At 61.2% G+C, this 26,832-nt stretch carries 22 protein-coding genes; 10 read left to right on the top strand and 12 right to left on the bottom strand.

Going from position 1 to position 26,832, the window contains the following annotated elements:
- Nucleotides 1–264: 264 nt before the first annotated feature.
- A complete protein-coding gene (locus tag MESCI2_RS0118995; RefSeq protein ID WP_346558004.1) occupies nucleotides 265–873 on the bottom strand; it encodes a DUF995 domain-containing protein in 609 nt (202 codons plus the stop codon).
- A gap of 442 nt (nucleotides 874–1,315) precedes the next feature.
- Between MESCI2_RS0118995 and MESCI2_RS0119000 the strand changes: the two genes are divergently transcribed.
- Both MESCI2_RS0119000 and MESCI2_RS0119005 read left to right on the top strand, forming a co-directional pair.
- Entirely contained in the window at nucleotides 1,316–2,218 is a 903-nt protein-coding gene (locus MESCI2_RS0119000; protein ID WP_245270389.1) for a lysylphosphatidylglycerol synthase domain-containing protein, read from the top strand.
- A gap of 44 nt (nucleotides 2,219–2,262) precedes the next feature.
- Nucleotides 2,263–3,264 (top strand): glycosyltransferase family 2 protein, encoded by a 1,002-nt coding sequence (locus tag MESCI2_RS0119005; protein WP_245270395.1) that lies wholly within the window; start codon nucleotides 2,263–2,265, stop codon nucleotides 3,262–3,264.
- Between the two features lie 161 nt (nucleotides 3,265–3,425).
- Here the strand turns inward: MESCI2_RS0119005 and MESCI2_RS0119010 are convergent, their stop codons facing one another.
- From MESCI2_RS0119010 to MESCI2_RS0119020, 3 genes are all read right to left on the bottom strand, one after another.
- Entirely contained in the window at nucleotides 3,426–3,836 is a 411-nt protein-coding gene (locus tag MESCI2_RS0119010) for a hypothetical protein (protein ID WP_027037958.1), read from the bottom strand.
- A 446-nt stretch (nucleotides 3,837–4,282) separates the two neighbouring features.
- Nucleotides 4,283–6,724 carry a sulfatase-like hydrolase/transferase gene (locus MESCI2_RS0119015; RefSeq protein ID WP_027037959.1) on the bottom strand — a complete coding sequence of 814 codons (2,442 nt, stop codon included), beginning with the start codon at nucleotides 6,722–6,724 and terminating at the stop codon, nucleotides 4,283–4,285.
- Between the two features lie 228 nt (nucleotides 6,725–6,952).
- On the bottom strand, nucleotides 6,953–8,839 hold the full coding sequence (locus tag MESCI2_RS0119020; RefSeq protein WP_027037960.1) for a glycosyltransferase family 2 protein: 1,887 nt from the start codon (nucleotides 8,837–8,839) through the stop codon (nucleotides 6,953–6,955).
- 637 nt (nucleotides 8,840–9,476) lie between these two features.
- On the opposite strand from MESCI2_RS0119020, the gene MESCI2_RS0119025 reads away from it, so the two are divergent.
- Together MESCI2_RS0119025 and MESCI2_RS0119030 are read left to right on the top strand one after the other, a co-directional pair.
- Nucleotides 9,477–10,400, top strand: coding sequence for a glycoside hydrolase family 26 protein (locus MESCI2_RS0119025; protein WP_027037961.1), 924 nt, complete (start codon nucleotides 9,477–9,479; stop codon nucleotides 10,398–10,400).
- A gap of 173 nt (nucleotides 10,401–10,573) precedes the next feature.
- Nucleotides 10,574–11,095, top strand: coding sequence for a DUF995 domain-containing protein (locus MESCI2_RS0119030; protein ID WP_027037962.1), 522 nt, complete (start codon nucleotides 10,574–10,576; stop codon nucleotides 11,093–11,095).
- A gap of 90 nt (nucleotides 11,096–11,185) precedes the next feature.
- Here MESCI2_RS0119030 and MESCI2_RS0119035 read toward each other — a convergent pair whose 3' ends face one another.
- Together MESCI2_RS0119035 and MESCI2_RS0119040 are read right to left on the bottom strand one after the other, a co-directional pair.
- Nucleotides 11,186–11,635: a DNA polymerase III subunit chi gene (locus MESCI2_RS0119035; RefSeq protein ID WP_027037963.1), complete on the bottom strand. Its 450-nt coding sequence runs from the start codon at nucleotides 11,633–11,635 to the stop codon at nucleotides 11,186–11,188.
- A 28-nt stretch (nucleotides 11,636–11,663) separates the two neighbouring features.
- The gene (locus MESCI2_RS0119040) at nucleotides 11,664–13,169 is read right to left on the bottom strand and encodes a leucyl aminopeptidase (protein ID WP_027037964.1); all 1,506 of its coding nucleotides are present in this window, start codon (nucleotides 13,167–13,169) and stop codon (nucleotides 11,664–11,666) included.
- Between the two features lie 350 nt (nucleotides 13,170–13,519).
- Between MESCI2_RS0119040 and lptF the strand changes: the two genes are divergently transcribed.
- The 6 genes from lptF (at nucleotide 13,520) to rsmA (ending at nucleotide 21,145) form a co-directional block, all read left to right on the top strand.
- Entirely contained in the window at nucleotides 13,520–14,722 is a 1,203-nt protein-coding gene (lptF, locus tag MESCI2_RS0119045) for an LPS export ABC transporter permease LptF (RefSeq protein ID WP_027037965.1), read from the top strand.
- Complete coding sequence (gene lptG, locus MESCI2_RS0119050; protein WP_027037966.1) at nucleotides 14,719–15,804, top strand: LPS export ABC transporter permease LptG; 1,086 nt, start codon at nucleotides 14,719–14,721, stop codon at nucleotides 15,802–15,804. Before lptF ends, lptG begins: the two co-directional genes overlap by 4 nt.
- Entirely contained in the window at nucleotides 15,804–18,242 is a 2,439-nt protein-coding gene (locus MESCI2_RS0119055; RefSeq protein WP_027037967.1) for an LPS-assembly protein LptD, read from the top strand. The genes lptG and MESCI2_RS0119055 overlap by 1 nt, the downstream gene beginning before the upstream one ends.
- A 90-nt stretch (nucleotides 18,243–18,332) precedes the next feature.
- Complete coding sequence (locus tag MESCI2_RS0119060) at nucleotides 18,333–19,271, top strand: peptidylprolyl isomerase (RefSeq protein ID WP_027037968.1); 939 nt, start codon at nucleotides 18,333–18,335, stop codon at nucleotides 19,269–19,271.
- A gap of 1 nt (nucleotide 19,272) precedes the next feature.
- Nucleotides 19,273–20,301 (top strand): 4-hydroxythreonine-4-phosphate dehydrogenase PdxA, encoded by a 1,029-nt coding sequence (pdxA, locus tag MESCI2_RS0119065; protein WP_027037969.1) that lies wholly within the window; start codon nucleotides 19,273–19,275, stop codon nucleotides 20,299–20,301.
- A gap of 10 nt (nucleotides 20,302–20,311) precedes the next feature.
- Nucleotides 20,312–21,145: a 16S rRNA (adenine(1518)-N(6)/adenine(1519)-N(6))-dimethyltransferase RsmA gene (rsmA, locus tag MESCI2_RS0119070; RefSeq protein ID WP_027037970.1), complete on the top strand. Its 834-nt coding sequence runs from the start codon at nucleotides 20,312–20,314 to the stop codon at nucleotides 21,143–21,145.
- Nucleotides 21,146–21,281: 136 nt separating this feature from the next.
- On the opposite strand, the gene gmk is transcribed toward rsmA, so the two are convergent.
- From gmk to fabG, 6 genes are all read right to left on the bottom strand, one after another.
- Nucleotides 21,282–21,938 carry a guanylate kinase gene (gmk, locus tag MESCI2_RS0119075; RefSeq protein ID WP_013532512.1) on the bottom strand — a complete coding sequence of 219 codons (657 nt, stop codon included), beginning with the start codon at nucleotides 21,936–21,938 and terminating at the stop codon, nucleotides 21,282–21,284.
- A gap of 3 nt (nucleotides 21,939–21,941) precedes the next feature.
- On the bottom strand, nucleotides 21,942–22,832 hold the full coding sequence (locus tag MESCI2_RS0119080) for a YicC/YloC family endoribonuclease (RefSeq protein ID WP_027037971.1): 891 nt from the start codon (nucleotides 22,830–22,832) through the stop codon (nucleotides 21,942–21,944).
- Nucleotides 22,833–22,988: 156 nt separating this feature from the next.
- Nucleotides 22,989–24,239 carry an endolytic transglycosylase MltG gene (gene mltG / locus MESCI2_RS0119085; protein ID WP_027037972.1) on the bottom strand — a complete coding sequence of 417 codons (1,251 nt, stop codon included), beginning with the start codon at nucleotides 24,237–24,239 and terminating at the stop codon, nucleotides 22,989–22,991.
- Between the two features lie 102 nt (nucleotides 24,240–24,341).
- Nucleotides 24,342–25,604: a beta-ketoacyl-ACP synthase II gene (gene fabF, locus MESCI2_RS0119090; protein ID WP_013532515.1), complete on the bottom strand. Its 1,263-nt coding sequence runs from the start codon at nucleotides 25,602–25,604 to the stop codon at nucleotides 24,342–24,344.
- A 34-nt stretch (nucleotides 25,605–25,638) separates the two neighbouring features.
- Nucleotides 25,639–25,875: an acyl carrier protein gene (locus MESCI2_RS0119095; protein WP_006203723.1), complete on the bottom strand. Its 237-nt coding sequence runs from the start codon at nucleotides 25,873–25,875 to the stop codon at nucleotides 25,639–25,641.
- A 210-nt stretch (nucleotides 25,876–26,085) separates the two neighbouring features.
- Complete coding sequence (gene fabG, locus MESCI2_RS0119100) at nucleotides 26,086–26,823, bottom strand: 3-oxoacyl-[acyl-carrier-protein] reductase (RefSeq protein ID WP_027037973.1); 738 nt, start codon at nucleotides 26,821–26,823, stop codon at nucleotides 26,086–26,088.
- Nucleotides 26,824–26,832 lie beyond the last annotated feature (9 nt).

Genomic DNA, 26,832 nt, shown 5'->3' on the forward strand with positions numbered 1-26,832 from the left:
ACACGTTATATTAGATATCACTAATTATTAAATTTCATCAAAACCGTATGGCAGGCCATCGTCTTGTCGTCTGGCTGATGCAATTGAATGCGACTAGATGCCGAATGTGAATGCGACTAGATGCCGAATGCGACTAGATGCGATCGGCGCGCCGACCGCGCCTGCCGAGCCGCTCAAGGCTTCACCATAGGCGATTCGCGGGTTCCGCGACAGGCGCACGGCAAGAACAGCCAGGCCACTATCTCCGCGCGTCGGAAGCATGGCCTACTTCTTGGCATCGACCAGCTTGCGGGTCTCTTCGAACTGCGCGCCCTTGGTGTCGCCTGCTTCGAATTTCTTGTATTCGTCGGAAGGATCCTCGGGAGATCGCTTGAAACCGTACCATTCCCCGTCCGGATCCTTGCGTTGCTCGATGTTGCGGCCCTGAATGCGATGGCTGTAGCAGGTGCGGTGGGGCTCGCCGGTGTAGCTCTTCGATCGCCAGGCGAGCTCCATGCACATCTTGCCGTCCTTGGTCACCAGCCATCTGCCCTCCGCGACGGTTGCCGTGTCCTGCCCGGACGTCCAAGCCCTGAGGTGTCGATTGTCCCGCGCGAAATAAGCTGCTCCGTCCTTCCATATCCATGTGCGGCCGGCATATAGAAGCTGTAGTTCGTAAGCAGTCGGAACAGCGGCGCTACCTGCTTCCGCGGTGCTTTTGTCGTTGGCGACGGCCGCGTGCGCCGCTCCCGAAACAGCCACCTGGCCGCAGAGAGCCAGGAGCAGCACAAGTTGCTTGAAACTTGCACACCGGCGAGGCCCCCTGCGATGCCGACGGCCGACATCAAGCGGCAGCGATCTGATCAAAGCTGTCGGCATAGTTGGCACTCGCATGTTTATTCAGTCCAAGGCGGCTGCGTCAGCACTTTGACAGCCACGCGAACCATTTAACAGTCGTGAGAACGGCGGTGTCAACCGCCGCAAAGCATGCGGGCAACAACTATTCGCGACACGCGCATTGTCCATCAAGACGGCAACATCGCGATCGCGCATCGGGCTTGTGGATCCGGACAGCCGGCCCACCTATGATCAGCAGCCATCGATGAAACCGAGGCCGCTGTCGCGGGTAGGAAAGCAGGCCAAAGCCGGAGGTCCAGCGGCCGCGTGAAGTTGCGCGGATGCGCGCTCGCAAGCCAGGCAATGCGGCCGATCGGAAGGCTTGGGCCGCTACCAATGCCGTGGATTTTGAGATACAGCACGCCGCGGCCGACGGAATCCGATAGCGCAAGCCTGCGCAGGAATTTTTGAATTGTTGAAACGAGCTGCCTCAATAATCGTGAGCCTGGCCCTGCTGGCGTGGGTTGTCAGCGACTCGCGCTGGAAAATGGTGGGCGATGCTTTCGCGAGCATCACGCCCGGCGCTTTCGCGGCCGTGGCGCTTGCGCTGTTCGTCACCTACGTGCTGCGCGCGCTGCGCGTCTGCGACGAGTTCCGCGACGAGGTGCATGGTCGTTTCGGTGCCTGCCTGCGGATCATTCTGATCCACAATGCAATGATCAACGTCGTGCCCTTTCGCGGCGGCGAGACGGCTTTTCCCCTGCTCCTGCGCCAGGTCTTCGGCATACCGGTCATGCGCGCCAGCGCCTCGCTGCTGTGGTTCAGGCTGCAGGATGCCTTCGTTGTCGGCGTGCTGGCCCTGGCTGTGTGGCCGGGCCTGCATCCGGCGACAAGGATCGCGGGCGTGGCGGCGGTGGTCGGTGCCGCCTGGTATCTGCCGCGCTGGGCGCGTGCGCCGCATGACTGGGCAGGCCGCGGCAAGATCGTGGCGAAACTCGGCAGGCTGCGCGATGTCTTCACCGAGGCGACCGGCCGATCGCGCTATGGCTGGTGGTGGACGATCGCCAATTGGTCGCTGAAGCTCACCGTACAGGGATGGTTGCTGGCAATGCTGCTGGGGACATCCTTTTCGACCGCCTTTCCAGGCGTCGTCGGGGCCGAAGGCGCCGCCATACTGCCGGTGCAAGGCGTCGCCGGCTTCGGCACCTACGAGGCGGGCGCAGCGGCGGCGCTGCTCACCTCCGGCATTGCCATGAAGAGCGGCCTTCAGGCAGCGCTGGCACTGCATCTGTTCATCTTCTGCTCGGCAATCGCCACGGGTGCGATCGCCTGGCTGTTTCCCTCGAAATCGACGCTGCCGGGGAACCCGGCCGTCGGCCCTGCAAGGAAACCATCCCTATGAGCGTATTGCCCATCCCTGCTTCGGGACTGCCTGACGGCGCGGTGATGCCGGACCATACACTGTCCATCGTCGTGCCCATGTACAACGAGGCTGAAAACGTCGAACCGCTGCTGGCACGGATTCACCAGGCGATGGAACGCTACGGCCAGCCGTGGGAGGTCGTGCTGGTCGATGACGGCAGTACCGACGCGACGGTGAGCGAGATCAGGCGCCTGGCGGCGCATTACGGCCCGCATGTGCGTGCGGTCGAGCTGGTGCGCAACTACAAGCAGACCGCCGCGATGCAGGCCGGTATCGACGCGGCGCGCGGCGACGTCATCGCCACGATCGACGGCGACCTGCAAAATGATCCCTACGACATTCCGCGTATGGTCTACCGCCTGCTAAGCGAAGATCTCGACCTGGTGGTGGGCTGGCGCAAGGATCGCCAGGAAGGGTTTTTCATGCGCAGGCTCCCCTCGCGCATTGCCAACGCGCTGATCGCGCGCGTCACCGGGGTGCGCCTCAAGGACTATGGCTGCAGCCTCAAGGTCTATCGCGGCAACGTCATCCGCAGCGTCAAGCTCTATGGCGAGATGCACCGCTTCATCCCGGCATGGCTGGCCACGGTGACGACACCCAGACGCATCGCCCAGGAGGTGGTGACGCACCATGCCCGCATCCACGGCCAGTCCAAATACGGCATTTCGCGCACCTTCAGGGTCGTGCTCGATCTGGTGTTCATGTATTTCTTCATGCGCTATCGCACACGGCCCGGGCACTTCTTCGGCGGCATCGGCATCGTGCTTGGCGCGCTGGGTTCGCTGATCCTTGCCTACCTGCTTTGCCTGAAGCTGCTTTTCGCCGAGGACATCGGAACACGCCCGATGCTGTTCACCGGCTTCTTCCTGCTCATCGCCGGGGTGCAGATGGTGACGTCGGGCGTGCTGGCTGAAATGCTGGCACGGGTCTATCACGAAGCGAATGGAGCATCGGCCTATGTCGCGCGGCCACAGCCGGCGCCCAGTGACAATGACGGCTGGCTCCGCCCGAGCCGGCCATCATGAGCTGATCGGGACTTCCTGAAGGTTCCCGCCCAACAGACCGATGGCGCCCGGAGGGCAAGAGGCAAGGCGCAACGCGCCAAACCTCTCGCCCTCGACGGCGCCCCCCGGCGAAGACCAGGCGGCGGTCAAATCGACCGCCACTTCAGGTCCGATGTTCCAGTCTAGTAACGCGAACGGCAGCTGGCGCGCTGGCCAAAGCCGCTCGGACCGCAAATCCAGGGCGAATGACCCAGGAACGGGCCGCCATTGCCCGGGCTGTACGAGACCTTCACCGTCGCCGGCCTGCCGACCCGCTGCGGCCGCACGAAGGCCGCATAGGCCTCCTGCCTCGTACGCGTCACCATGGTCGTCTGTGTGAGCGGCTTGCGGTAGAGAACCTTCTTTCCGACGCGATCGAGCTTCCTGACATGCTGGACCTTCTTGCCAAAACCTTGATCAACGATCCGTCCGTTGATTGAGCTGGTCTTGGTCGTGTCCATCGTCTGGCAGCCTGACACCATCGAGGCCAATGCGATTGCAGCAACAGCATAGGCATATTTTCTGCCGGTCAGATTTTCCATAAACTGTCTCATTATCTGCTCCCTGCCCTGTAATGCAACGTGATTGAAAGCAAAGAATATACTTCGAATCCGTCGTTTCTAATCGCTCGTGAGTGGTCGTTTTCCATTCACATCGTTCCGTCATATTAGAAGAGACTTATTAAAATTCGTGCAAACGTCATAATGAACGCGGCCTTTCACTCTTCGCTCGAATTTGAAGGAAATTCGGTTGTCGGATCGGCTGGCAGACGGAGCCTTGCCAAACGGCACATCGGCATACGCGACCCACTCGCGCCTGCGGCAATCAGAAGCCGGCGCTCGGGCTGTCATGGATGTTGCGATGTATAAAACGCTCAGCGCCGCAACCGGCGCCGGCAGGGCCGACTGCCCCAGGCTCTCTCCAGCCGACAAAAAGGGCTGGCGATCCTTATCGCCGGAAGTGGCTGGATGCGGCGGCCCGCTCCAGAGTGCCTATGCCGCTATATGCACCCCTCGACAAATGGACCGCTGACCCACAGCGAGCCACTGTTGAACATGCTGGTCCCGCTGTCATCGATGAACCCTACAGTCTTGTTGTCGACATGCAGCTTGCTCTTCGGCACCACTCGGCCGTCTATCTTGATAGTCTTGACGAACAGGTTGCGATCGCCAGCCTTGCCCTGTCCCGCCCACAGGTCGTTGGCATAGCGGAGTTCGATTTTCCGCGGATTGGGCACGGCGCTTAGATTGAAGCGAAATGGTACGGTATGAGCGGACGCTGCCTTCAACTCCGCGACGATTGATTCTGCTGTGATCGCCGTGCTTTCCGTCCCCAGGACGTCCGCCTGTCCAACTGGCTTTCCGTCGACAAGCACGTCGAGCCGAGGGGAACCCTCGAAGCTGGTGCCGGCCGCGTCGATCTCAAGGCTGGCAATGCTGCAACGCGCCGCGTCTTTCGCCGCATTGGCGATCATATCGGCAACGCGGCGCTTCTGCGACTGTACCCATCCCGCGATCGGCTGCAAGATGGCGGTGCGATCGCCGGCGCCGGCCTTGATGAGGTTGACCTTTTCCGTAGGATCCGTCTTGAGGTCATACGCCTCGATGCTGCCGGAGGTCGCGTTGAAGATGACCTTTCGATCATCCTCGCGGTAGCCGAATTGGAATCCGCTCCAGGGAATGAAGAAGAATGTCTTGTTCGGCCGCTGCTCGCTGAACAAGCTGTGACCCTGCCACGACTTTGGAAGTGGGAGGCCGAGTATATCGAGGATGGTCGGGGCTATGTCGATAATGCCACCGACAGAATGTGCGACGTCATCATGAAAAAGCTGCTTGTTGATCATGATAAGCGGGATATGGATATTTTCTTCGTAGAGAGCACTGGCATGGACGTAGTTCCCATGCTCTCCAAACGCTTCGCCGTGGTCGCCGAGTATGACCACAAGCGTCGAATCGAGTTTGCCGGACTGCTTGAGAGAATCGAGGATCTGCCCCAGCGCCTGGTCGCCGACCTTCAGCGCGTTGAGGTAGGCGTTGAACTTCTCGTCATCTGAATAGTGAACTTTCGAGCCGTCAGAGAGGTGGGGGGTCTCTTTCATCGCCGTAAACAGCGGGCTGTCGATGAGATAGGGGTAATGGGTCATCGCCGTAAACATCACCGCGAAGAAGGGATTTTCGGCATCCTCATTCACCCAGTTGATGACGGATTGAGCGGTACAGAGATCGCTGTTGTAGTCGAAATTCTTCCATTCCTTGGAGCTGAGCTTGAATGTGGGAATATCGCATTTCTGCCCGCGGTAGTCCTGAATGACATCAAGCCCCTTGTTGAGCAGAAACTCGTCCACGCGCTGGAACCGTGAATCCGCACTCCAGAAAAATCCGGTGCGAAAGCCGCTTGCGGTCAGAGTGTTGGAGATTGAACTCAGCGGCAGATCCGGATGGCTCGCGGTCATTCCATAGTAAGATATGTCATTGTACATCGAGCTGAATAGCGAAAATATCGAATAGTTTGTAGATGGAGTATGCGCATATATATTGTCGAAGCGCATCGAGTCACTTGAGTAGCTCTTTATATTTGGTGTAACAGGATACTTTCCACCAAACGTCTCGACGTATTGGGATGGCACCGATTCCATCATGAAAACCAGCACGTTCTTTATCGGATTTGGTGATTGAACCTTGAAGCTGGACGTCTCCGCCGGACGTTCCCCAACGCTGGCGACGTCAACGTCCACCCCGGTATTCACGGCGAAAACGACGGGGGTCGGACTGAACAGGGCCGATTCAACAAAGTACACGATAGGGTTTGCAAGCTTTGCCTCTGACAGGGTCGTCGCCCGAACATGGTATCCGGTGCCGACCAGTCCCGCACCGACGCACAGGACAAGCGCCCCCAGCAATGCCGCTCGGGTAGTTCCCGCCAGCCGCAGGCACAGTCCTGCTGTCGCGTAACCCAAGGCCAGCGCCAGAACTATGGACAACGACGAGAATGCGAAATCCCTTGGGTTGAGCGCGTCACCTATGGCGTTCTTGGCATCGGCATTCTGCAGAAAGTCGCCATAGACCAACCACTGGAAAGTGAACGGCTCGCTCAGCATTTTGACGAGATTGATGTTGGCAAACCCCCAGCATAGCGAAATCAGGATGGCGAGATAGAAAGTGATGACCACGACGACGCCGAAGAGGCGGTTGGCCTTTGCCAGGAAAAGCAGGAGCAGGGCTGCTGCCGTCAGCGACGAAATGAAAATCATATCGTGGTAGCTTGACGCTATTCCGCTGGGGATGGAGGCCAAGCGACCCTGGAGCGTCGATTGGGGATCGATGATGAAGCCGCGGTAGACACCCAGAAGCACCCAGGAGAAAAACCCGGTGCAAGCGATCAGCAGGCCTGCGCGGAGGAAGTGCTTGGAACCTTGTGAACCGGGCTGTGTCTTCAATTCCATCTGACCGTTCCGTGCATAACCGCGAGGACAACCGAAAGAGCAAAGGGCCTGATACTACGTTGCAATCTCAAAGCCGCTGCCATTTCCCAAATGCCAGGTTCACTCGCCCGGCGAACCTACCGATCTCGAATTAGCCACCGCTTCCACCCCTGCGGTCGAGAAGTTGCCCGTGCCTTGGATGTTTGTCATGGCAATCCCTGAGTTGGCGGGCCGCCAGGCTCTTCCAGACTATCTGACGATTGGCCGATCCCAGGCGGGGTCGAGATGGAATGTGCGGGTTCCGCTCCCGCCACGCCCGGCTCCGGAAACCGGGTAGGCCACGCTGACGATGCGCACACTGCCTGCTCCCTGCTGGAGCCCATATATGCCTTCCAGGCCGCGGTCATAAAACGCAGCGCCCGGGACGAAGAGCGCAACGCCAGCGAGCGAGGCCTGCAAGGCGAGTTTCGCGACATTGCGCCGCAACGAAATTCTGTTCTCCGCCAGGTGCCTGGTGATGATTACGACCACAAGCAACCCGTAGACGAACGCATTGAAGGCAGCGAACCAGTAGAAGCCGGCGGCATCCGACGCGCGGTCCACCAGAAGGACCGGCAGCGAAGCTCCGATTGCAAGTGCCACATACGGAACGATGACGCGGGCAGGCAGCAGATTTTTCGGGCCACTGCCCTTGGGGGTAACACGAAAATCCACGAACGACTTGGTCGCATAATCACGGATCGACGACAGCGTGCCCGCCAGCACCCACGGCCAACGCGCGAAGAATGAGAACAACATTCCCTCCCAACTGATCGTCTTGGCAGTGAGCGGCCGCGATAGGCCGAAGGCCTTCAGCAACATCACCAGCATAATCAGGGAAATAGAGTTCGGCGCATAGTATAAAAGGAAATCGACATACGTCACATTGGCGAAGCTCTTCCCCGTCAGAAGCGCGTACATAGGCATGACGTACATGACAAGCGAAAACACGGCGAAAAGCGGATACCAGAGCTGGCGAAACAGGAACTGGAATTTCAGCCGTGGCGATAGCTTGGAAAGGTATATGGGCGAGTATTCGAGCATGATCGTCATCAGGCTCCGCGACCACTGGAACTCCTGCGTGACAAGATCGGCAAAGGTCTGCGGGCCGTCGCCATGGGCAATGGCGTCTATGGCATGCACACCGCGCCAACCAGCCGCAATGAACAGCATGGACGTCGAGTGATCTTCGGCCAGTTCCGGGCCAAGGCCGCCGACCTGCTTGAGCGCTGCGGTTCTCACGGCATAGTGCGAGCCGATGCAGAGCGGCGTTCCGTCGCCCGTATGGCCGGACTGCAAGGGTCCGTGGAACATCCCTTCCGGGAACAGCCGGCCGCGTGCCGACCAGCTTTCAGCGGCATTGTTGTCGCATATGCTCGGCGCCGATACATAGCCAACCGCCGGGTCGGCAAAGGCGACCAGGATTTCGCTGAGATAGGTTGGTGTCGGGACGTGGTCCGCATCCATCTGAGCGACGAAGTGATAGCGCTCATAACCATAGTGGTCGTAGAAGAACGCCAAGTTTCCCTCTTTGCAGCGCGTCCGGCGGGGCCACACCTTGCGGTGATAATCCTCCCGCCCGCGCCGCGTCGAAATCATGACGTTATGGGCATCGCACCAGGCAATCGTTTCCTCTGACGGGTCCTCGTCGGCCAGCCAGGTATCATGCGGACAGTCCTGCGCCAGCATCGCTTCGAGCGTTCGCGCAACCACCGAAAACGGTTCGGACGGAGCCTTGGTCACCACCATCGCGACCCGCGATCGTTCCGGGATCGTGTGAAGACTGGACGGCTTTTTCATCGCATGCACGTTCAAGAGAAAATACATCGGCATGAACGTCAGCCATACGAGCGTCAATGTCGCCAGCATGTATGGAATGACGTTTTCGATGTGCCCGGGCTGCAGCCACCAGAACCAGAAAAATCCGAACGTTACCGACCAGCAGGCAAGTCCCAGCCTCCAGATCCGTCGCTGGGTGGCCGACAGCACCGGCACCAGGAAAGGAGGCTTCTCCGCAGCGTTGCCCGGAGCCGCCCCACGCCCCCGTTTCGGCATGGTCTTGCCGCTGATGATCCCCACGTCCGCGGAAACACTCATACACGTACCGCCGCCACCCCAGCGTCAGCCGAACGACGGCTGACGAGCCTTAAAAACCCGCCCTTAGAATCCACTTGGGTGCTTTAGAGTCAACTAAATTAAGCGCTGGTTAACTATACTTCTTGCAAATTGGTTAACCTAAGACCTTGAATCGCGATGGCAAATTCCGTCGATCCTTCCGCCGACCAGTTCCGGGGTGGCGAAGGGATAGCGAGCCGGCAAATTTTCAGCGTTGGAGAATTCGCCGAGGGGACCAAAAGCTGTCTGGATGGGAACCGGATCGAGGCGGCGTTAACCATGTTGCGAGGATCAGGGTTAAGCAATCGTTAATTATACTTGACTCTTGGCTCGGACCAGCTCTTAAATTAGCCAGGGATGATATATCGGGATATAGACGCGAATTTGTGAGTATCGCGGCGAATTCCTCTCTACGGCACCTCTGTGTTGGCGCCTTGAGAGTTAATCTTTGGGTGGGCTTCGTGCGAAGGTTCGCACAACCGCCAATGATCGCTCCGAAATCCCGCAGATTCCGCCAATAGAGCCGATGGCTTTTTGGGTAACCGTGTCGATCAAACATCGATGCGCACGGGCGAAGCCTCAACTTCCGAGAGAAGTCGAGGCCATGGGAGAATTTATGATGACACACTCCGCAGCAAAGACACTTGCAATCGCGCTGGTATTGGGCGGAAGCGCCGCCTTCCCTACTGCAGGATGGGCCGGCTCCGTAACCGCGACCGACCCTGTTCAAACGAGCAGCGCTGCGTCGGCGTTCGGTTCCTATGATCCCTACGGGGACTTCAGCACCGACAAGAGCGCCAGCATCGAAGAGCTGTTCCTGCCCTGGGAAGACGTCGATCTGTCGACGCTGCCGCTTGCCGACGCTTATGCGCTGCAGCGCGGCCGCTCGCTTCTGATCACGATTGAGCCGTGGACATGGTCCAAGGACTGGCGCATCACCCCGCCCGAATTGCGTGACGGCATTTTGAGCGGCAAATATGACGCCAACATGCAGGCGATCTGCGATCTGGTGGGACAGATGAAGAGCCCGGTGACCATTCGCTGGGCGCAGGAAATGGAAGACAAGAACGGCCGCTTCACCTGGGCCAACTGGGCTCCCAAGGACTGGATCTCCGCTTACAAGCGCGAAGTCGACATCTGCCGCAAGGCTGCCCCCGCCGCCAAGTACATGTGGTCGCCCAAAGGCGAAGAGGGTTTGGAAAAATACTACCCCGGCGACGACTATGTCGACGTCATCGGCCTGTCGGTGTTCGGTCTGCAGAAAAAAGACGGTGACGAGACCGGTCGTGACCGCACCTTCGCTGAACTGCTGAAGCCCGGCTATGACCGCGTTGCGGTGTTCAACAAGCCGATCGTCGTTGCGGAACTCGGCTATGTCGGAAAGCAGGACTATGTCTCGAAATGGCAGGAAGATTCCCGCAAATCCTACGCGGAGTTTCCGGCTCTGACTTCGGTCGTCTACTTCAACCAGAAGGAAGTGTGGCCGTGGCTGGGCGGCTATGGTCTGCCCGACTGGAGAGTGACCCAGCATGTCTTGCCCTAGAGCATGATACTGAAAAAGTGAGAAGCGGCTTTTCGGACAAACGGGGCACCATCTGTCCGAGCATCATGCTCCATCTCTTTCATTTAGTGGCGGATTCAGATTTCAGGATTCACCTGAAATCATCTCAAGCGTTCTCATAAACTGGGCGTAGCGTAACAGTAGGGGTAGGGGTTGTGAAACGAGTACTGGGCAATTGTATCGGAACGGCACTTGCCTGTTCCATTGGTCTGTTTGCTTTCCAGATTCCCGCAACAGCCAAGACGGCGACGAAAATCGCCGAACAGGCCATGCGGGCAGAAGTGGTGCCGGACAAAGGCATCTACCAGATATACCAGAACCGCTCGTGGCTCTGGGGTCGGGAGGGTGCCGGATATTTTGCCGTCCAGCGCCGTCAGTTCAGTGCCTGGACCTCGGACAAAGCGCGCAAGCTGGGCTACGGTGACGGCATCTGGTTCATTCCCGGAGGAGGCAAGCTGTGCTTCCGCGCAAAATGGCACGGAGCCGGCGGCGACTCCAACGCTCTTTCCTGTTTCGAACATCGCCAGGCAGGCAGGATTCTCTACCAGCGCCGGGTTCCGGATGGCGAATGGTATGTCTTCAGGAGTTCGCACCGCAACCTTGCGGACGCGTTCATGCAATTGAAACACGGCGACTACGTCAGCCGCAAACAGAGCCGGATCAAGGCAAAGCAGTAGAGATTTTCATCTGCGACAGGTCACTGGTCCAAAAGCAGGTCGACTGAACGGTCAGGCGACCTGCCTCCACTCACGTTCAGGCGACCTGCCTTAAGCCTTGCGCTCCCAGCGGCGATCTGGCGTCTGTTGCCAGTAGGTGACGGCGTGGCCAGCGCTCTTCATCACCTTCCAGTGCCCTCGCGCCGCCTCGAGCTGAGCGGCATCGTGGCCATCGAACAGGAATACGGCGCGCTCGTAGCCGCCAAGGTCAGGCGGCACCGCGCCGTCGACCAGGAACCTTATCCTGGCGTCGTTGGGATTGCCGTCGCCGGTGGTCAGCAGAATCGGCTGTTCACCGGGATGAGCCTCACGATCGGTTGCGTGCGCCAGGAACGAATCGTCGCGGAAGGTCCAAAGATGCTGGTCGAGCGCATCGCGGCGTTCCTCGGTGCCTGTCTGCACCACGGCGCGCCAACCACGGTCGACGCTGCGCTCCAGGAGGCCTGGCAGCGCATCCTCCAGCGTCGATTCGGTCAGGTGGTAGAACAAGACGTCGGCCATCGCTTCAGCCTATAGTAATCGAAGCCGTTCACTGCTCATAATTGTCGCGCACCAGCCGGTCGAGCAGCCTGACGCCGAAACCGGAACCCCAGGACTGGTTGATCTCGTTCGACGGCGCCCCCATCGCCGTGCCGGCAATATCGAGATGAGCCCATGGCGTGTCCTTGACGAAGCGCTGCAGAAACTGCGCCGCGATGGTGGCACCGCCAAAACGGCCGCCGATGTTCTTCATGTCGGCGTTCTTGGAATCGATAAGCTTGTCGTATTCGGCGCCGAGCGGCATGCGCCACAGCCGTTCCTGCGTCGCCTGCCCCGCCGCCGACAACTTTTCGGCCAGTTCGTCATTGTTGGAAAACAGGCCGGCATAATGTTGGCCGAGCGCCACCATGATGGCGCCGGTCAGCGTCGCCAGATTGACCATGAATTTCGGCTGGAAGCGGTCGTTGCAGTACCACAACGCATCGGCCAGCACGAGGCGGCCCTCGGCGTCGGTATTGAGCACCTCGATGGTCTGGCCCGACATCGAAGTGACGATATCACCGGGACGCTGGGCATGACCGTCGACGGCATTTTCGACCAGTCCGATGATACCGACGACATTGGCTTTCGCCTTGCGGGCCGCCAGCGCATGCATCAGGCCGGTAACGGCGGCGGCGCCGCCCATGTCGCCCTTCATATCCTCCATGCCCGATGCCGGCTTTATGGAATTGCCGCCGGTGTCGAAAGTGACGCCCTTGCCGACGAAGGCGATCGGGCTGTCCTTCGGCTTGCCGCCGTTCCACTGCATGATCGCCATGCGGGCGCCACGCGGCGAGCCCTGCGCGACACCGAGCAGCGAGCCCATGCCGAGCTTCTTCATTTCCTTCTCAGCCAATATCTCGACCTTGACGCCTAGCGCCTCGAGTTCCTTGGCGCGGGCAGCGAACTCGACCGGCCCAAGCACGTTTGCCGGTTCGTTGACGAGGTCGCGCGCCAGAAGGACGCCGTCGATCACCGCCTCGGCATCGGCGAAGGCCTTCTTCGCAGCGGCTGGATCGGCGGTGTGGATGGTCACCTTGACCGGCTTCTTCGGCTCCGCCTTGCCGTCGTCCTTGTCCTTCCTGGTCTTGTACTTATCGAAGGAATAGCTGCGCAGGAGAATGCCCGCGGCAAGACTTGCCGCGTCCTTCGCGCTCGGCGAGGCGCCGACCACATCGAGGATCACCGCTACCTCGGTCGCCTTGCGCAGCGACGCGGCAACGGTGCCGCCAAGTTTCAGCCACGCATATTCGTCCAGTCCCGATACCTTGCCGGCGCCTACCGCCACCAGTCTGTCGAGCGACGCTCCCTGCGGCGCCAGAACTTCCACCGTGCTGGCGAACTTGCCGGTGAACTCAGCCACGGGAAAGGCCCGCTCCAATGTCTTGCCGGGATCGCCGGCCTTGGCGACGTCGCTCAGGCCGCCCTCATCCGCCGCGAGCACGAAGACCGTGCCCTTCTTGTTCACCGCGCTCTGGGAAAATTTGGCGAATGCGATCGACGGTCTTTGATTCATCATGTCCTGCTTTCAGGGAATGCGCGACTTTGGGGAAGCGGTTCGAAACGATGCGCGACATTTGGTCGTTTTCCGGCATTTGGCAAGACTTTGCCGAATTGGCATCCCATATGACCTATGGAATCGATGACGATTCGTCGCGGCACGGCCCCGCTTTTTGCCGCAACCTGTTGTTAACCATCGATGTTCGCCCTTTCTTATCCATTCCCGCCGACACTCCGCCCAGCCGGGGGGCGTGATGTGGGACAGAACCCGGATAGACCATCTGATGAGCCAGTTGTGCAGGCGCTGCCGGACAGCTACCTTGTTCGGTGGCATGATGCCGTTCGAAAAAATCGAGAAAAGCCTTCATGAAGGTCGTTGAACGCTACATCATGCGCCGCGCTTTCGTGGTCTTCATGGCCGCTCTTGTGTGGACGCTGGCGATCGTATGGACGACGCAGGTGCTGGCAAAGATCGATCTGGTGACAGACAGCGGCCAGTCGGCGCTGACCTTCTTCGAAGTCGCCGCCCTCATCCTTCCGTCCATCATCCCGATCGTGGTGCCTTTTGCGCTGGTGGTGGCGGTCGCACAGACACTCAGTGTCATGAATTCGGATTCCGAACTCGCCGTCGTCAACGCTGCGGGGGCCTCGCGCTGGACGATCGTGCGGCCGATCATGTTGCTGGCGCTCGCCGCCGCCGTTTTTTCCTTTGCCGTCGACAACGGCATCGACCCTTACGCACGGCAGAAGAACCGGGCCCTGGTGGCGTCGTCGCGCGCGGATCTGTTGTCGCTGATCATCCAGGAAGGCACCTTCCGCAAGATTGACGACGGGTTGTTCCTGCAGGTCGGCGAGCGCCTTCCCAACAATCGGCTGGGCGGCATTTTCGTCGCCGATTCGCGAGAAGAAGGCGTCAACCTCGTCTACTACGCCAAGACCGGCAGCATCGTCGAACGCGGCGGTGAAAAGGTGCTGATGATGAATGACGGCGTCATCCATCGCAAAACGCTGACCGGCGATCTCTCCGTCATCCGCTTCACCTCCTACGCCTTCGACATGTCGGCTTTCATGGCGGCGGCTTCGGCGGTGACGCTCCTGCCCAAGGACCAGACGACGCAGTACCTGCTCAACCCGGGCGCCAACGACAAGTACTATCAGCAAAACCCCTACGAATACCGGGCCGAGGTCAACCAGCGGTTCTCGGAATGGACCTATTCCATGGTTTTCGCGCTGATCGCGCTTGCGGTCGCCGGAGATGCGCGCTCGCACCGCGAGGCGCGCGTCAATCCGCTGATCACGGCGATCACGATATCACTGTTCGTGCGTTGGCTGGGCTTTTTTGCCGCCAGCAAGGCGGATGAGGTCCCGCAATATGCGTATATGGTCTATGGCGTGCCGATCGTGGCTTCCGCGGTGGCGATCTGGTTCATCGTCTCCAACCGGACACTGGAACTGCCCGTGACCTGGGCGGACTGGATGACAAACTTCGCCACGCGCATCGCTGACAGCTGGAATGCTCTCAAATTGCGTTTGTCCAGGCGCGGCGCTTCAGGGCAAGGGGTCGGCTGATGGGCTGGACACTGGGCCGCTATTTCTTCTTCCGCTATGTGACGATCACCATCTGGTTCTTCATCGGCCTCCTGGCTCTGGTGTTCCTGATCGATTTCACCGAGCTGTCCGGCCGCACCACCGGCCTGCCCGGCTTCACCTACGGCACGGCGGTAGCCATTTCAGGCCTCCGTATGCCGATGATCATGCTGCAGACGGTGCCGTTCGTCGGTCTCTTCTCCGCGATGGCGACGCTGGTGTCGCTGAACCGGCGCTACGAACTGGTCATCGCGCGTTCCGCCGGCGTTTCCGCCTGGCAGTTCCTCTTGCCCTGCTGTATCGGAGCCTTGCTGTTCGGCGTCCTGTCGGTTGGCGTCATCAATCCGCTCGCCGCGCACGCATTCTCCTGGTCCGAGCAGATCGAAACCCAGCTGCGTTCCGGCAAATCGAATACGGTCTCGGCCGATGCCGCGCCCTGGATCCGGCAGAAAACCAGTTCGGGGGACACCATCATCGGTGCGCGGGCCATCCTGAACCAGGGCCTGGAAATGGCCGATGTCGTATTTTTCATTCTCGAACCGCAAGGCAACATCGTCGAGCGCAAAGACGCCGCCCGTGCTTTCTTGCGCGACGGCTATTGGGAATTGCAGGACGTCAAGACGTTCCAGAACGGCATGATCCAGGCATCGGCAACCGATCGCGTACCGACCAATCTGAAGCCCGAATTCGTGCAAGAGCGGCTGGCGCGCCCCGAAACCATCCCCTTCTACGACCTGCCCGGAAAGATTGAGGTTGCCCGCTCCTTCGGCCTCAAGGCAAATGCCTTTGCCATGCAGTTTGATTCGCTCGTGGCGTTGCCGTTCCTTCTCGTCGCCATGACGCTGATCGCGGCAACGGTTTCAATGCGATTTGCTAGGATGGGACAGTCGGCGACGATGATTCTGGGTGGCATCATCGCTGGCTTTCTGCTTTATGTCGTTTCGGTGCTGGTGAAGGCATTCGGCGTGGCGGGATTCGTGCCGACTGTCGTAGCCGCCTGGGTACCGGTCATGGTGGCTATGTTCTTCGGGGTGACTTTCCTGCTATACAAGGAAGACGGCTAGTGAGGGAGGCGTTTTTGCCCAGCAACAGGCAGGCCGGTTTGGCGCGCCTCTATGCGGCGACCGCCTTGGCGTGCGTGCTTGCCTACGCCGTTCCGGCACCGGCGCTTGCGCAGGACGTCGGCGACATGGCGACCTCGGTTCCGGCCGGCTCGCAAATGCTGCTGGCTGCCGATACGCTGGTCTATAACAACGACAACCAGACCGTGACCGCCGTTGGCGGTGTGCAGATCGACTATGGTGGCAATCGCCTTGTCGCCCAGCGGGTCGAATACAACCGCAACACCAAGCGGATGGTCGCGAGTGGCAACGTCGAAGTCATCAACAGCGACGGCACCAAGATCAATTCGCAGCATATCGATATCACCGATGACTTCGCCGACGGCTTCGTCAACGCGTTGCGGGTCGAGACCATCGACAAGGCCTATTTCGCCGCCGAAAGCGCCGAACGCATGGGCGGCGTGCTGACCACCTTCCACAATGGCGTCTACACCGCCTGCGAGCCGTGCGAGGATAAGCCGGATAAAGCGCCGACCTGGCGCGTCAAGGCCAAGAAGATCATCTGGAACGGCGAGAAGAAGACGGTTCGCTTCGAGAATGCGAATTTCGAGTTCTTCGGTTTTCCGCTTGCCTATCTGCCTGCATTCGAAATTGCCGACCCGACGGTGAAGCGCAAGAGCGGCTTCCTGATCCCGAGCATCATCTACAAGAGCGATCTCGGCGTCGGCGTGAAAGTCCCCTATTATCTCGCATTGGCGCCGACCTACGACCTGACCGTCACCGGCACCGGCTATACCAAGCAGGGTTTCCTCGGTGAGGCCGAGTGGCGTCAGCGCTTCGACAATGGCGAGTACAGCTTGAAGATCGCCGGGATACACCAGCAGAATCCCGACGCCTTCCTCGACACCGCTGCCTTCCCATCCAGCTCTGGCCACAACGTCAATTCGGGCAGCGCCGGCGACCCCAACAAATTCCGCGGCATGATGGGTACCCAGGGGCAGTTCGCCATCAACTCACGCTGGAACTTCGGCTGGGACGTGCTGCTGCAGACCGACAAGAACTTCTCGAATACCTACGGCATCGACAAGTACAATAGCAGCGTCCACCAGTCGTCGGTCTACTTGACGGGTCTCAACGGCCGCAACTATTTCGACGTGCGCGCCATGCATTTCGATGTGCAGGAAGATACGCCTGACGATAATATCTCTGCGCGAAGCGGACAACAGCCCTGGGTGCTGCCGTCGCTCGATTACGCCTATATTCCTGATGCGTCGGTGGCCGGCGGCCAGCTGTCCCTCAATGTCAACGCGCGTGTCATCCGCCGCGACGATGTCGACGAGACCTTCGTCCAGCCCTACAATGCCCTCACTCCGACGCAGCGCGTCCGCGGCATCGAAGGCGAATCGGGCCGCCTCACCGCCGAGGCCGAGTGGAAGCGGAGTTTCGTCACAGATGACGGACTGGTGCTAACGCCGTTGCTCGCGCTGCAGGGCGATGTGGACTACCTCAACGCATCGTCGGCTTCGCTAGACGCCATCGACCGAATGGCAACGCATTTGGGCGAGCAGGACGATATGCGCTCGTCATTTGCCCGCTACATGGCAACCGCGGGCCTCGAGATGCGTTGGCCGGTGCTGTTTTCCATGGCCAGCGGGTCCAGCCATGTCATCGAGCCAATGGCGCAGGTCTTCATGCGTCCGAACGAGCAGTATGTCGGCGGCCTCTCGGTGCCCAACGAAGACGCCCAAAGCATGGTCTTCGACGCGACCACCTTGTTCGAGCGCGACAAGTTCTCCGGTTACGACCGCGTCGAAGGCGGTTCGCGCGCCAATGTCGGCCTCCGCTATTCCGGCTCGTACAACAATGGCTGGGGTACCAATGCCATTTTCGGCCAATCCTATCAGATCGGCGGCGAGAACTCCTTTGCCGCGCCGGATCTGGTCAATGTCGGCGCCAATTCCGGCCTCGACACGACCAAATCCGACTATGTCGGCTTGTTCGGCATCAACAGCCCCAACGGCTTCGCGGCCTCGGTCAGCGGCCGTTTCGACGAACAGAGCTTCGAGGTCCGCCGCGCCGAGGTGAAGGCCGCCTATTCCGGCCTGCCTGTGTCGCTGAGTGCCAAATACGCCTTCATCCAGGCCCAGCCGCTGTACGGTTTCACGGAAGACCGTCACGAAGTCACACTTGGTGCATCCACGCATCTGGCCGAAAACTGGCGCGTCTTCGGCACAGGAACCTACGACCTGCAGCAAAGCCTGCTGGTCAAGGACGGTGTCGGCTTCGCCTACAACGATTCCTGCTTCACTTATCTGATGACCTACTCGCAGTCGCGCGATCTGAACACCAGGGAGGTGTCGCAGACCATCGGCTTCAATCTGTCGTTCCGCACCCTCGGCGAATTCGGCTCGTCGACCAGTGCCATCGACACGATCCAGTAACAATCGGCGACATCGTTTCGCCGCATAGGTCTGGCACGGATTTCGCGCACCTGGAAAGATGAAATTGGGCGGGACCGAGATAGAATTGGGATGCCAACGATGAGGAAATACCTCTTTTCAGCAGGTTTCGCGTTGCTCGTGGCGGCGACGTCCGTGTCGATCACTGCAATGACGCCGCCGGCTTTCGCCAGCGAGATCAAATACGTCGTCAACAACATTCCGGTCACCACCGGCGACATAGCCCATCGCGCCGCCTTCCTGAAGCTGCAGCGCAAGAAGGGCGATGCCGGCCAGGAAATGATCGACCAGACGCTGCGTATGGCCGAGGCCAAGCGGCTTGGCATCCGCATCAGCGACGCGCAGGTCGATGCGGCGTATCAGCGCTTTGCCTCGAGCAACAAGATGCAGCTCAGCCAGCTCGACGGCGTCATGGAGAAGTCAGGCGTCACCAGGAGCCACTTCAAGGAATTCATCCGCGCCCAGATGGCCTGGAACCAGGCCTTGAGCGCGCGCTACCGGTCCGGCGACGGCACCGGTGCCGTCAGCGAACAGGATCTCGTGAGGAAGATGCTCGAAAAAGGCGGCGCCAAACCGAGCGCCACCGAATATATGCTGCAGCAGGTCATCTTCGTGGTGCCGGCGGCTGAACGCAGCGCGACGCTGGGCAAACGCAAGCGCGAGGCCGACGCCATGCGCGCCCGCTTCAACGGCTGCAACACGACGCGCGAATTCGCCAAGGGCCTGATCGACGTCACCGTTCGCGATCTGGGCCGGGTGCTGGCGCCGCAGCTGCCGCCGGACTGGGCCGAGCAGATCAAGGCGACCAAAGTCGGCGGCGCCACCGCCACGCGCGAAACCGAACGCGGCGTCGAATTCATCGGCATCTGCTCGTCGCGCGAAGTGTCCGACGACAAGGTCGCCCAGATGGCGTTTCAGGCCGAAGGCTCCGGCGGCGACAAGGATGCCGACGCGCTCAGCAAGAAATATGTCGACGAGCTGAAGGCAAAAGCCCGCATCGTCAAGCGCTGACGTGAGCAACGCAGTGACTGCGCTCGCGTTGAGCGCCGGCGATCCGTCCGGCATTGGGCCGGAGATCGCCATCGCCGCCTTTATGGCGCGCGAAGCTGCCGTCCTGCCCCCCTTCTACCTGCTCGCCGATCCGGCGCTGATCGCCTCACGGGCGCGCCTGCTCGGCATTTCGCTGCCGGTCGTCGAAACGACATCAGCGCAAGCGGCGCAGGTCTTTGCGCGCGCCTTGCCAATCGTTCCGCTAGCCGCCCGCTGCATCGACAGTCCCGGCCGGCCGGATCTGGCCAATGCGGCCGCCACCATCGAGGCCATCGACCGCGCCGTCGCCGATTGCCTTGCCGGCGAAGCCTCGGCCGTGGTCACCTGCCCCATCGCCAAGAAGCCGCTCTACGATGCCGGCTTTCGCTTCCCCGGCCACACCGAGTATCTGGCGCATCTGGCGGCCCGGCACAGCGGCGTCGAGGCCATGCCGGTGATGATGCTGGCAGGCCCCGACCTGCGCACCGTTCCCGTCACCATCCACATCGCGCTGGCCGACGTGCCGAAGGCACTGACCACCGAGCTGATCGTCGCCACCGCGCGTATCACCGCTGCCGACCTTACCGGCCGCTTCGGCATCGCCAAGCCGAGGCTGGCCATTGCCGGGCTCAACCCGCATGCCGGCGAAGGCGGTGCCATGGGCCTTGAGGACGAGCGGATCGTGCGCCCGGCGGTCGACATCCTGCGTGCCGACGGCATCGACGCTTTCGGCCCTTTGCCGGCCGACACGTTGTTCCATGTCCGGGCGCGGGCCGGCTACGACGCGGCCCTTTGCATGTATCACGACCAAGCGCTGATCCCGGCCAAGGCGCTGGCTTTCGACGAGGCGGTCAATGTCACGCTCGGCCTGCCCTTCATCCGTACCTCACCCGACCACGGCACCGCCTTCGACATCGCCGGCAAGGGTGTGGCGCGGCCCGACAGCCTGATAGCGGCGTTGAAGCTTGCCCGGCGGCTGGCCGACGCGAACACGAAGGCGGTTGCTGTATGAGATCTCGGGCATGAGCATCGACGGGCTGCCCCCGCTGCGCGAGGTGATCGAGCGTCATGGGCTGCAGGCGAAGAAGGCGCTCGGCCAGAATTTCCTGCTCGACCTCAACCTCACCGGCAAGATCGCGCGCACCGCCGGCGACTTGTCCGATGCAACCGTCATCGAGGTCGGTCCCGGCCCCGGCGGGCTGACCCGCGCCTTGCTTGCCAATGGAGCGCGCCATGTGATCGCCATAGAGCGCGACGAACGTTGCCTGGCTGCTCTTGCCGAAGTGTCCGATCATTATCCCGGCCGGCTGGAGGTTGTTTCCGGCGACGCGCTGAAGACGGATTTCGCAGGCCTTGCCCGTCGAGTGACCGGGGGCTCGGTAAAGATCGTGGCCAACCTGCCCTACAACATCGGCACGGAGCTGCTGGTGCGCTGGCTGACGGTCAGCGACTGGCCGCCTTTCTACACCTCGATGACTTTGATGTTCCAGCGCGAGGTGGCCGAGCGCATCGTCGCTCCCGCCGGCAGCGACAGCTATGGCCGGTTGGGGGTTCTTGCCGGCTGGCGAACGGAGGCGAGGATCGCCTTCGACGTACCGCCACAGGCATTCACGCCGCCGCCAAAGGTCACCTCCTCGGTGGTTCATCTGGTGCCGCGCCCGACGCCCCTGCCCGCCGAGGTGAAAAAACTCGGCCGCGTCACAGAAGCCGCCTTCGGCCAACGTCGCAAGATGCTGCGGCAAAGCGTGAAGAGCCTCGGCGGCGAGGCCCTGCTCGAACGCGCCGGCATCGATCCGACACGCCGCGCCGAGACGCTCAGCGTTGAGGAATTCGTGCGGCTGACCAATGCGGTGTAGCTCCCTTCTCCCCGTTTACGGGGAGAAGATGCCGGCAGGCAGATGAGGGGCAGCACGAACCTTGAAATGCCAGCACCGCCCCTCATACGGCCCTTCGGGCCACCTTCTCCCCGTGAACGGGGCGAAGGAAGAGGTCTCAGCCCGTCTTCTCGTCCAACAGTCCCGAGACGAAATCGAACAGGCCTGGCCGGCGGTCGCGTCTTAGCCGCTCGGCGACGACGATACCGCGCACTTCGGCGAAGGCGCGGTCGAGGTCGTCATTGACGATGACGAAATCATATTCCTTCCAGTGCTCGATCTCGTTGCGGGCGTTTTTCAACCGCGTTTCGATCACCGCTTCCTGGTCTTCGGCGCGGCGCTTCAGCCGTGCCTTCAACTCCTTCATCGATGGCGGCAGGATGAAGATCGAGACAATGTCGGCGCGCATCTTCTCCTTGAGCTGCTGGGCACCTTGCCAGTCGATGTCGAACAGCATGTCGCGCCCCTCGGACAGCGCCAGTTCGGCCGGTTCGCGCGGCGTCGCATAGCAATTGCCATGCACCTCGGCCCACTCCAGCAGCGCGTCGGAATCACGAAGCCGCTCGAATTCGCGCATCGTCCTAAAATGGTAGTGAACGCCTTCGATCTCGCTGCCACGGCGCGGCCTGGTGGTGACCGAGACCGACAGTTCGAGGCTGGAATCGCTTTCCAGAAGATTGCGCGCGATCGTCGACTTGCCGGCGCCGGATGGCGATGACAAGACGAGCATCAGGCCCCGGCGGCGAATGCGGGACCCCAAATCCTTGGCAACCATCGGCTACTCCAGATTCTGGATCTGTTCACGAAACTGGTCGACCACCGCCTTCAGGTCCAGCCCGATCGCGGTGACGGCGGCGGCATTCGACTTGGAACACAGCGTATTCGATTCGCGGTTAAATTCCTGTGCCAGAAAATCGAGCTTGCGACCGACCGCACCGCCGCCCAGCAGCAGAGCCCGGCCGGACGCGACATGCGTTTTCAGCCGGTCGATCTCTTCGCGAATATCGGCTTTGGTGGCCAGGAACGCCGCCTCCATATGCAGTCGGGTGGCATCCAGATTGGCGGAAGCGTCCATCAGCAGCCTGACCTGCTCGGCGATGCGTTCGCGGATCACCGCGGTCTCGCGGGATGGATCCACTTCTGCCCGCAGCGTCAGCGTCTCGATCGTGTCGATATGACCCGACAACAGCAAAGCCAGCGCGGCTCCTTCGCCCTGCCGTGCCTGTTCGAGCCCGTTCAAGGCCACTTCGAGCGCGGCCATGATCGCGGCATCGAGCGCGGCCCTCACTTCTTCGGTTTCGACAGTTTCGGGAATGTCGAGCACGCCGCGCAGCGACAGCAATCCGTCTGATGTCGCGGGAGCAACGCCGAATTGCTCCTGCAGCCGCTTGGCGAGCCCGGCCAAGTCCTTCAGGAAGGCTTCGTTGACGACCGGCTGCGCCTGCGCGCCGACGGCACGGCCGATGGTCAGCGTCGCCTGAAAATTGCCGCGTGCAAAACGTTTCTGAAGTATTTGCCGGACCGCAGGTTCCAACCGCTCGAAGCCTTGCGGCAGCCGCAGCCGTACCTCGACGCTCTTGCCGTTGACGGACTTGACCTCCCAGGCGATCGAGGTGCCTTCGTGCTCGGCGACGGCACGTGCAAAACCGGTCATGCTCTGCAAATTCATATCGCCCACACGTCCCTGGCACATCGCCCTGAACCGGCTTTCCGGACAGAGCGAGTGCGGCTTGAAAAAAGACTGCGCCGCAGGCGCGTCGAAACCGGACGCGCGGCGCTCTTCCAAATGTCAGGGCGTTGCCTGCCGGGCAACGCCTTTCTTCATTTACTGGGCAGCGCCCGCGTCACCGCCGCTGTCGTCGGCACCGTCAGCCGGTGCACCGTCAGCCGGCTTGACGGCATTGCTGTCGCCGGTGCCAGTCGTCTTGGCGGCTTTGGCGGCATCATCGGCCTGCTTCTTCAGCAACGCGCGATAGCGGGCGACATTCTCGTTGTGCTCGTCCAGCGTCGCGGCAAAGACGTGCCCGCCGGTGCCGTCGGCAACGAAATAGAGGTCGGCGGTCTTCGACGGATTGGCCACCGCCTCCAGCGCTGCACGACCCGGATTGGCGATCGGCGTCGGCGGCAAGCCATTGATCACATAGGTGTTGTAGGGAGTCTGTTTCTGGATGTCCGACTGGTAGATCGGCCGGTCCGCCGGCTTTCCCTTGCCGCCGAACAGCCCGTAGATGATGGTCGGATCGGATTGCAGGCGCATGCCCTTGGCAAGCCGGTTCAGGAAGACGGCGGCAACTCGCGAACGCTCGTCACCCTTGCCCGTCTCCTTCTCGACGATCGAGGCCAGCGTGACGAACTCCTCGACGTTGGCCAGCGGCAGGTCAGGCGCGCGCCGCTGCCAGACATCGTCAACCAGCTTCTTCTGATCCGCCAGCAGCTTGTCCACCATCTGCTGGCGTGTCGCGCCGCGCGTGAAGCGCAGCGTGTCGGTGGCGAGGCTGCCCTCCGGCGGCGTGGTTGCCGGCATGTCGCCGCTCAAGGCAGCCTCCTCGGCGATGCGCTGCAATGCCTGGTCGACCGTCAGTCCTTCAGGGATGGTCAGCGAATACATCACCGACTTGCCGCTCTTCAAAAGCTCCATGATATCGCGCATGGACGCCCTGGGCTTGATCTCGTACTCGCCGGCTTTCAACGCGGAATCATTGCCGAAGGCCCGCACGCCAAGGCGGAATACCCGGGCGTCGCTGATCAGCCCGCGGCGCTCGAGTTGGTCGGCAATATCCTGGACGCCGGTGTTCGGCTTGACCAGAAAGGTATCGCCATTGGCCGAGGGGCCGGGCTCGGTGAATTCCTGCTTGCCGAAATAGACCGCGACGCCGGCCGCCAGAACCAACAGCATCACCGAGGAGATGACGAAGTTCATGAACACGACGACCTGGCTGCGTGACGCACGCGAGCGCTTCGGCGGCGGCGTGCCGGCCTCCGGCCGCAACGCCTCGCTGGCTGTTTTCGGCACGATCGGTCCGGATGTCGCCGGCCGTTGCCCGAATTCTCCGTTGCCTGCCGGATTTGTGTTCATTTCGCCCTACCGTTTGATCGCCCAACGAATCCCCAGCGGCAGAGTAGGGGCGAATATGGCAAAATTGACGGCACGCCGAAGCGCCGCCCGGCAGCCGGACGATCAGCCATTGTAACGCTGGAAGACCAGCGACGCGTTGGTCCCGCCAAAGCCGAACGAATTGGACAGCGCCACGTCGATCTGGCGGGCACGCGGCTTGTTCGGCACCAGGTCGATCGCGGTTTCGCGTTCCGGGTTGTCGAGGTTGATGGTCGGCGGCGCGACATTGTCCCTGATGGCAAGGATCGAGAAGATCGCTTCGGCGGCACCCGCCGCCCCAAGCAGATGGCCGATCGACGACTTGGTCGACGACATCGAAATCTTCGACGCGGCATTGCCGACAAGCCGCTCGACAGCGCCGAGCTCAATCGTGTCGGCCATGGTCGAGGTGCCGTGCGCGTTGATGTAGTCGACGTCGGCAGGCGTCAATTTGGCCCGGTTGAGTGCCGCCGTCATGCAACGGAAGGCGCCATCGCCATCCTCGGCGGGCGCCGTGATGTGATGCGCGTCACCGGTGAGACCATAACCCGTCACCTCGGCATAGATCTTGGCGCCGCGCGCCTTGGCATGTTCGAGCTCCTCGAGCACGACAACGCCGGCGCCCTCGCCCATGACGAAGCCGTCGCGATCGCGATCATAGGGGCGCGACGCAGTTTGCGGCGAATCATTGCGTTCCGTCGACAGTGCCCGGCATGCGGCGAAGCCGGCGATCGACAGCCGCGTCACCGGCGCTTCGGCGCCACCGGCGACCATCACGTCGGCATCGCCCCACATGATCAGCCGGGCAGCATCGCCAATGGCGTGCGCGCCGGTCGAACAGGCCGTGACGACGGCATGATTTGGGCCTTTCAGCCCGTGCCGGATCGAAACCTGCCCGGAGACGAGATTGATGATCTGGCCCGGGATGAAGAAAGGGCTGATGCGGCGTGGGCCGCGCTCCTTGAGGATCATCGCGTTCTCGGCGATGCCTTCGATGCCGCCGATGCCGGAGCCGATCAGGACGCCGGTGGCGCACTGCTCTTCATGCGTCTTGGGTTCCCAGCCGGAATCCTTCAGCGCCTCGTCGGCGGCGGCAATCCCGTAAAGGATGAAGTCGCCGATCTTGCGCAATTCCTTCGGCTCGAGCACGGCCTCGGGATTGAAGGTGGCATTGCTGCCGTCACCGCGCGGAATGACGTGGGCGATCTTGCAAGCAAGATCCTCCACCTCGAACTCGGTGATGCGCTTGGCAGCGCTGCGGCCGGTCAGAAGTTCTTTCCAGCTGTGCTCGAAGCCCATGCCGAACGGCGACAGCAACCCAAGGCCCGTGACGACGACACGCCTCATCGCAGGTCCTCCCCGGTGATGACTGCGGAAAGCGTCAGGCCGAAGCCTTGTCGATGTACTTCACGGCATCGCCAACGGTCAGGATGGTCTCAGCCGCGTCGTCGGGAATCTCGACGCCGAATTCTTCTTCGAACGCCATGACGAGTTCGACCGTGTCGAGGCTGTCGGCGCCCAGATCATCGATGAAGCTCGCCTGCTCCGTCACTTTGTCGGCATCGACGCCAAGGTGCTCGATGACGATCTTCTTGACGCGCTCTGCGGTGTCACTCATTTGGGCATCCTCGTCTTTTGTTTGTCTGTCTTCGTTAGCGGGCAGAATGCCGCTAATCAAGCTGAAAGATGGTCCTGCCGGAAACGCAACGACTACGGACCGGTTTTTGCCCGAACCGCCGGGTTGCGGGCCGCATTACACGAAAAATAGCTGAGGTCCAAGCCGAAATGGTCTCTTTTCACAACCCGCCGGCGTTGCTGCCGAACCTCGTCAAATCATAGCCATGCCGCCATTTACGTGGATGGTCTGGCCGGTGACGTAGGCGGCTTCGTTGGAGGCGAGATAAGCGACGGCGGACGCGACTTCAACGCTGGTGCCCATGCGCCGCGTCGGGATCGCCGCCATGATCGCCTCTTTCTGCTTGTCGTTGAGCTTGTCGGTCATCGCCGATTCGATGAAGCCCGGGGCGACGCAGTTGACGGTGATGTTGCGGGTGGCGATCTCCTGCGCCAGCGATTTGGAAAAGCCGATCATGCCGGCCTTTGAGGCGCAGTAATTGGTCTGGCCGGGATTGCCGGTGACGCCGACCACCGAGGTGATGTTGATGATGCGGCCATGGCGGCGGCGCATCATCGGATGGGTGAGCTCGCGGGTCAGCCTGAACACGGCGGTCAGGTTGACCTCGAGCACGCTGTCCCAGTCGGCATCCGACATGCGCACGAACAGCCCGTCCTTGGTGATGCCGGCGTTGTTGACCAGGATGTCGACGCCTTCGAGATCGGCCTCCGCCTTCTGGCCGAGCGCCTTGACCTCGTCACGGTTGGACAAATTGGCCGGGAACAGCTTGACCCGGTCGCCAAGCTCGCCAGCCAGCGCTTCCAGTTTCTCGAGGCGGGTGCCATGCAGGCCGACGATCGCGCCCTGCGCATGCAGCATCCTGGCGATCGCCTCGCCGATACCGCCTGATGCACCGGTGACGAGCGCCTTGCGGCCAGTCAATTCGAACATTTTTGTCTC

Origin of the sequence: Mesorhizobium ciceri WSM4083 (assembly GCF_000519305.1) — a bacterium.
Classification (GTDB): domain Bacteria; phylum Pseudomonadota; class Alphaproteobacteria; order Rhizobiales; family Rhizobiaceae; genus Mesorhizobium; species Mesorhizobium ciceri_B.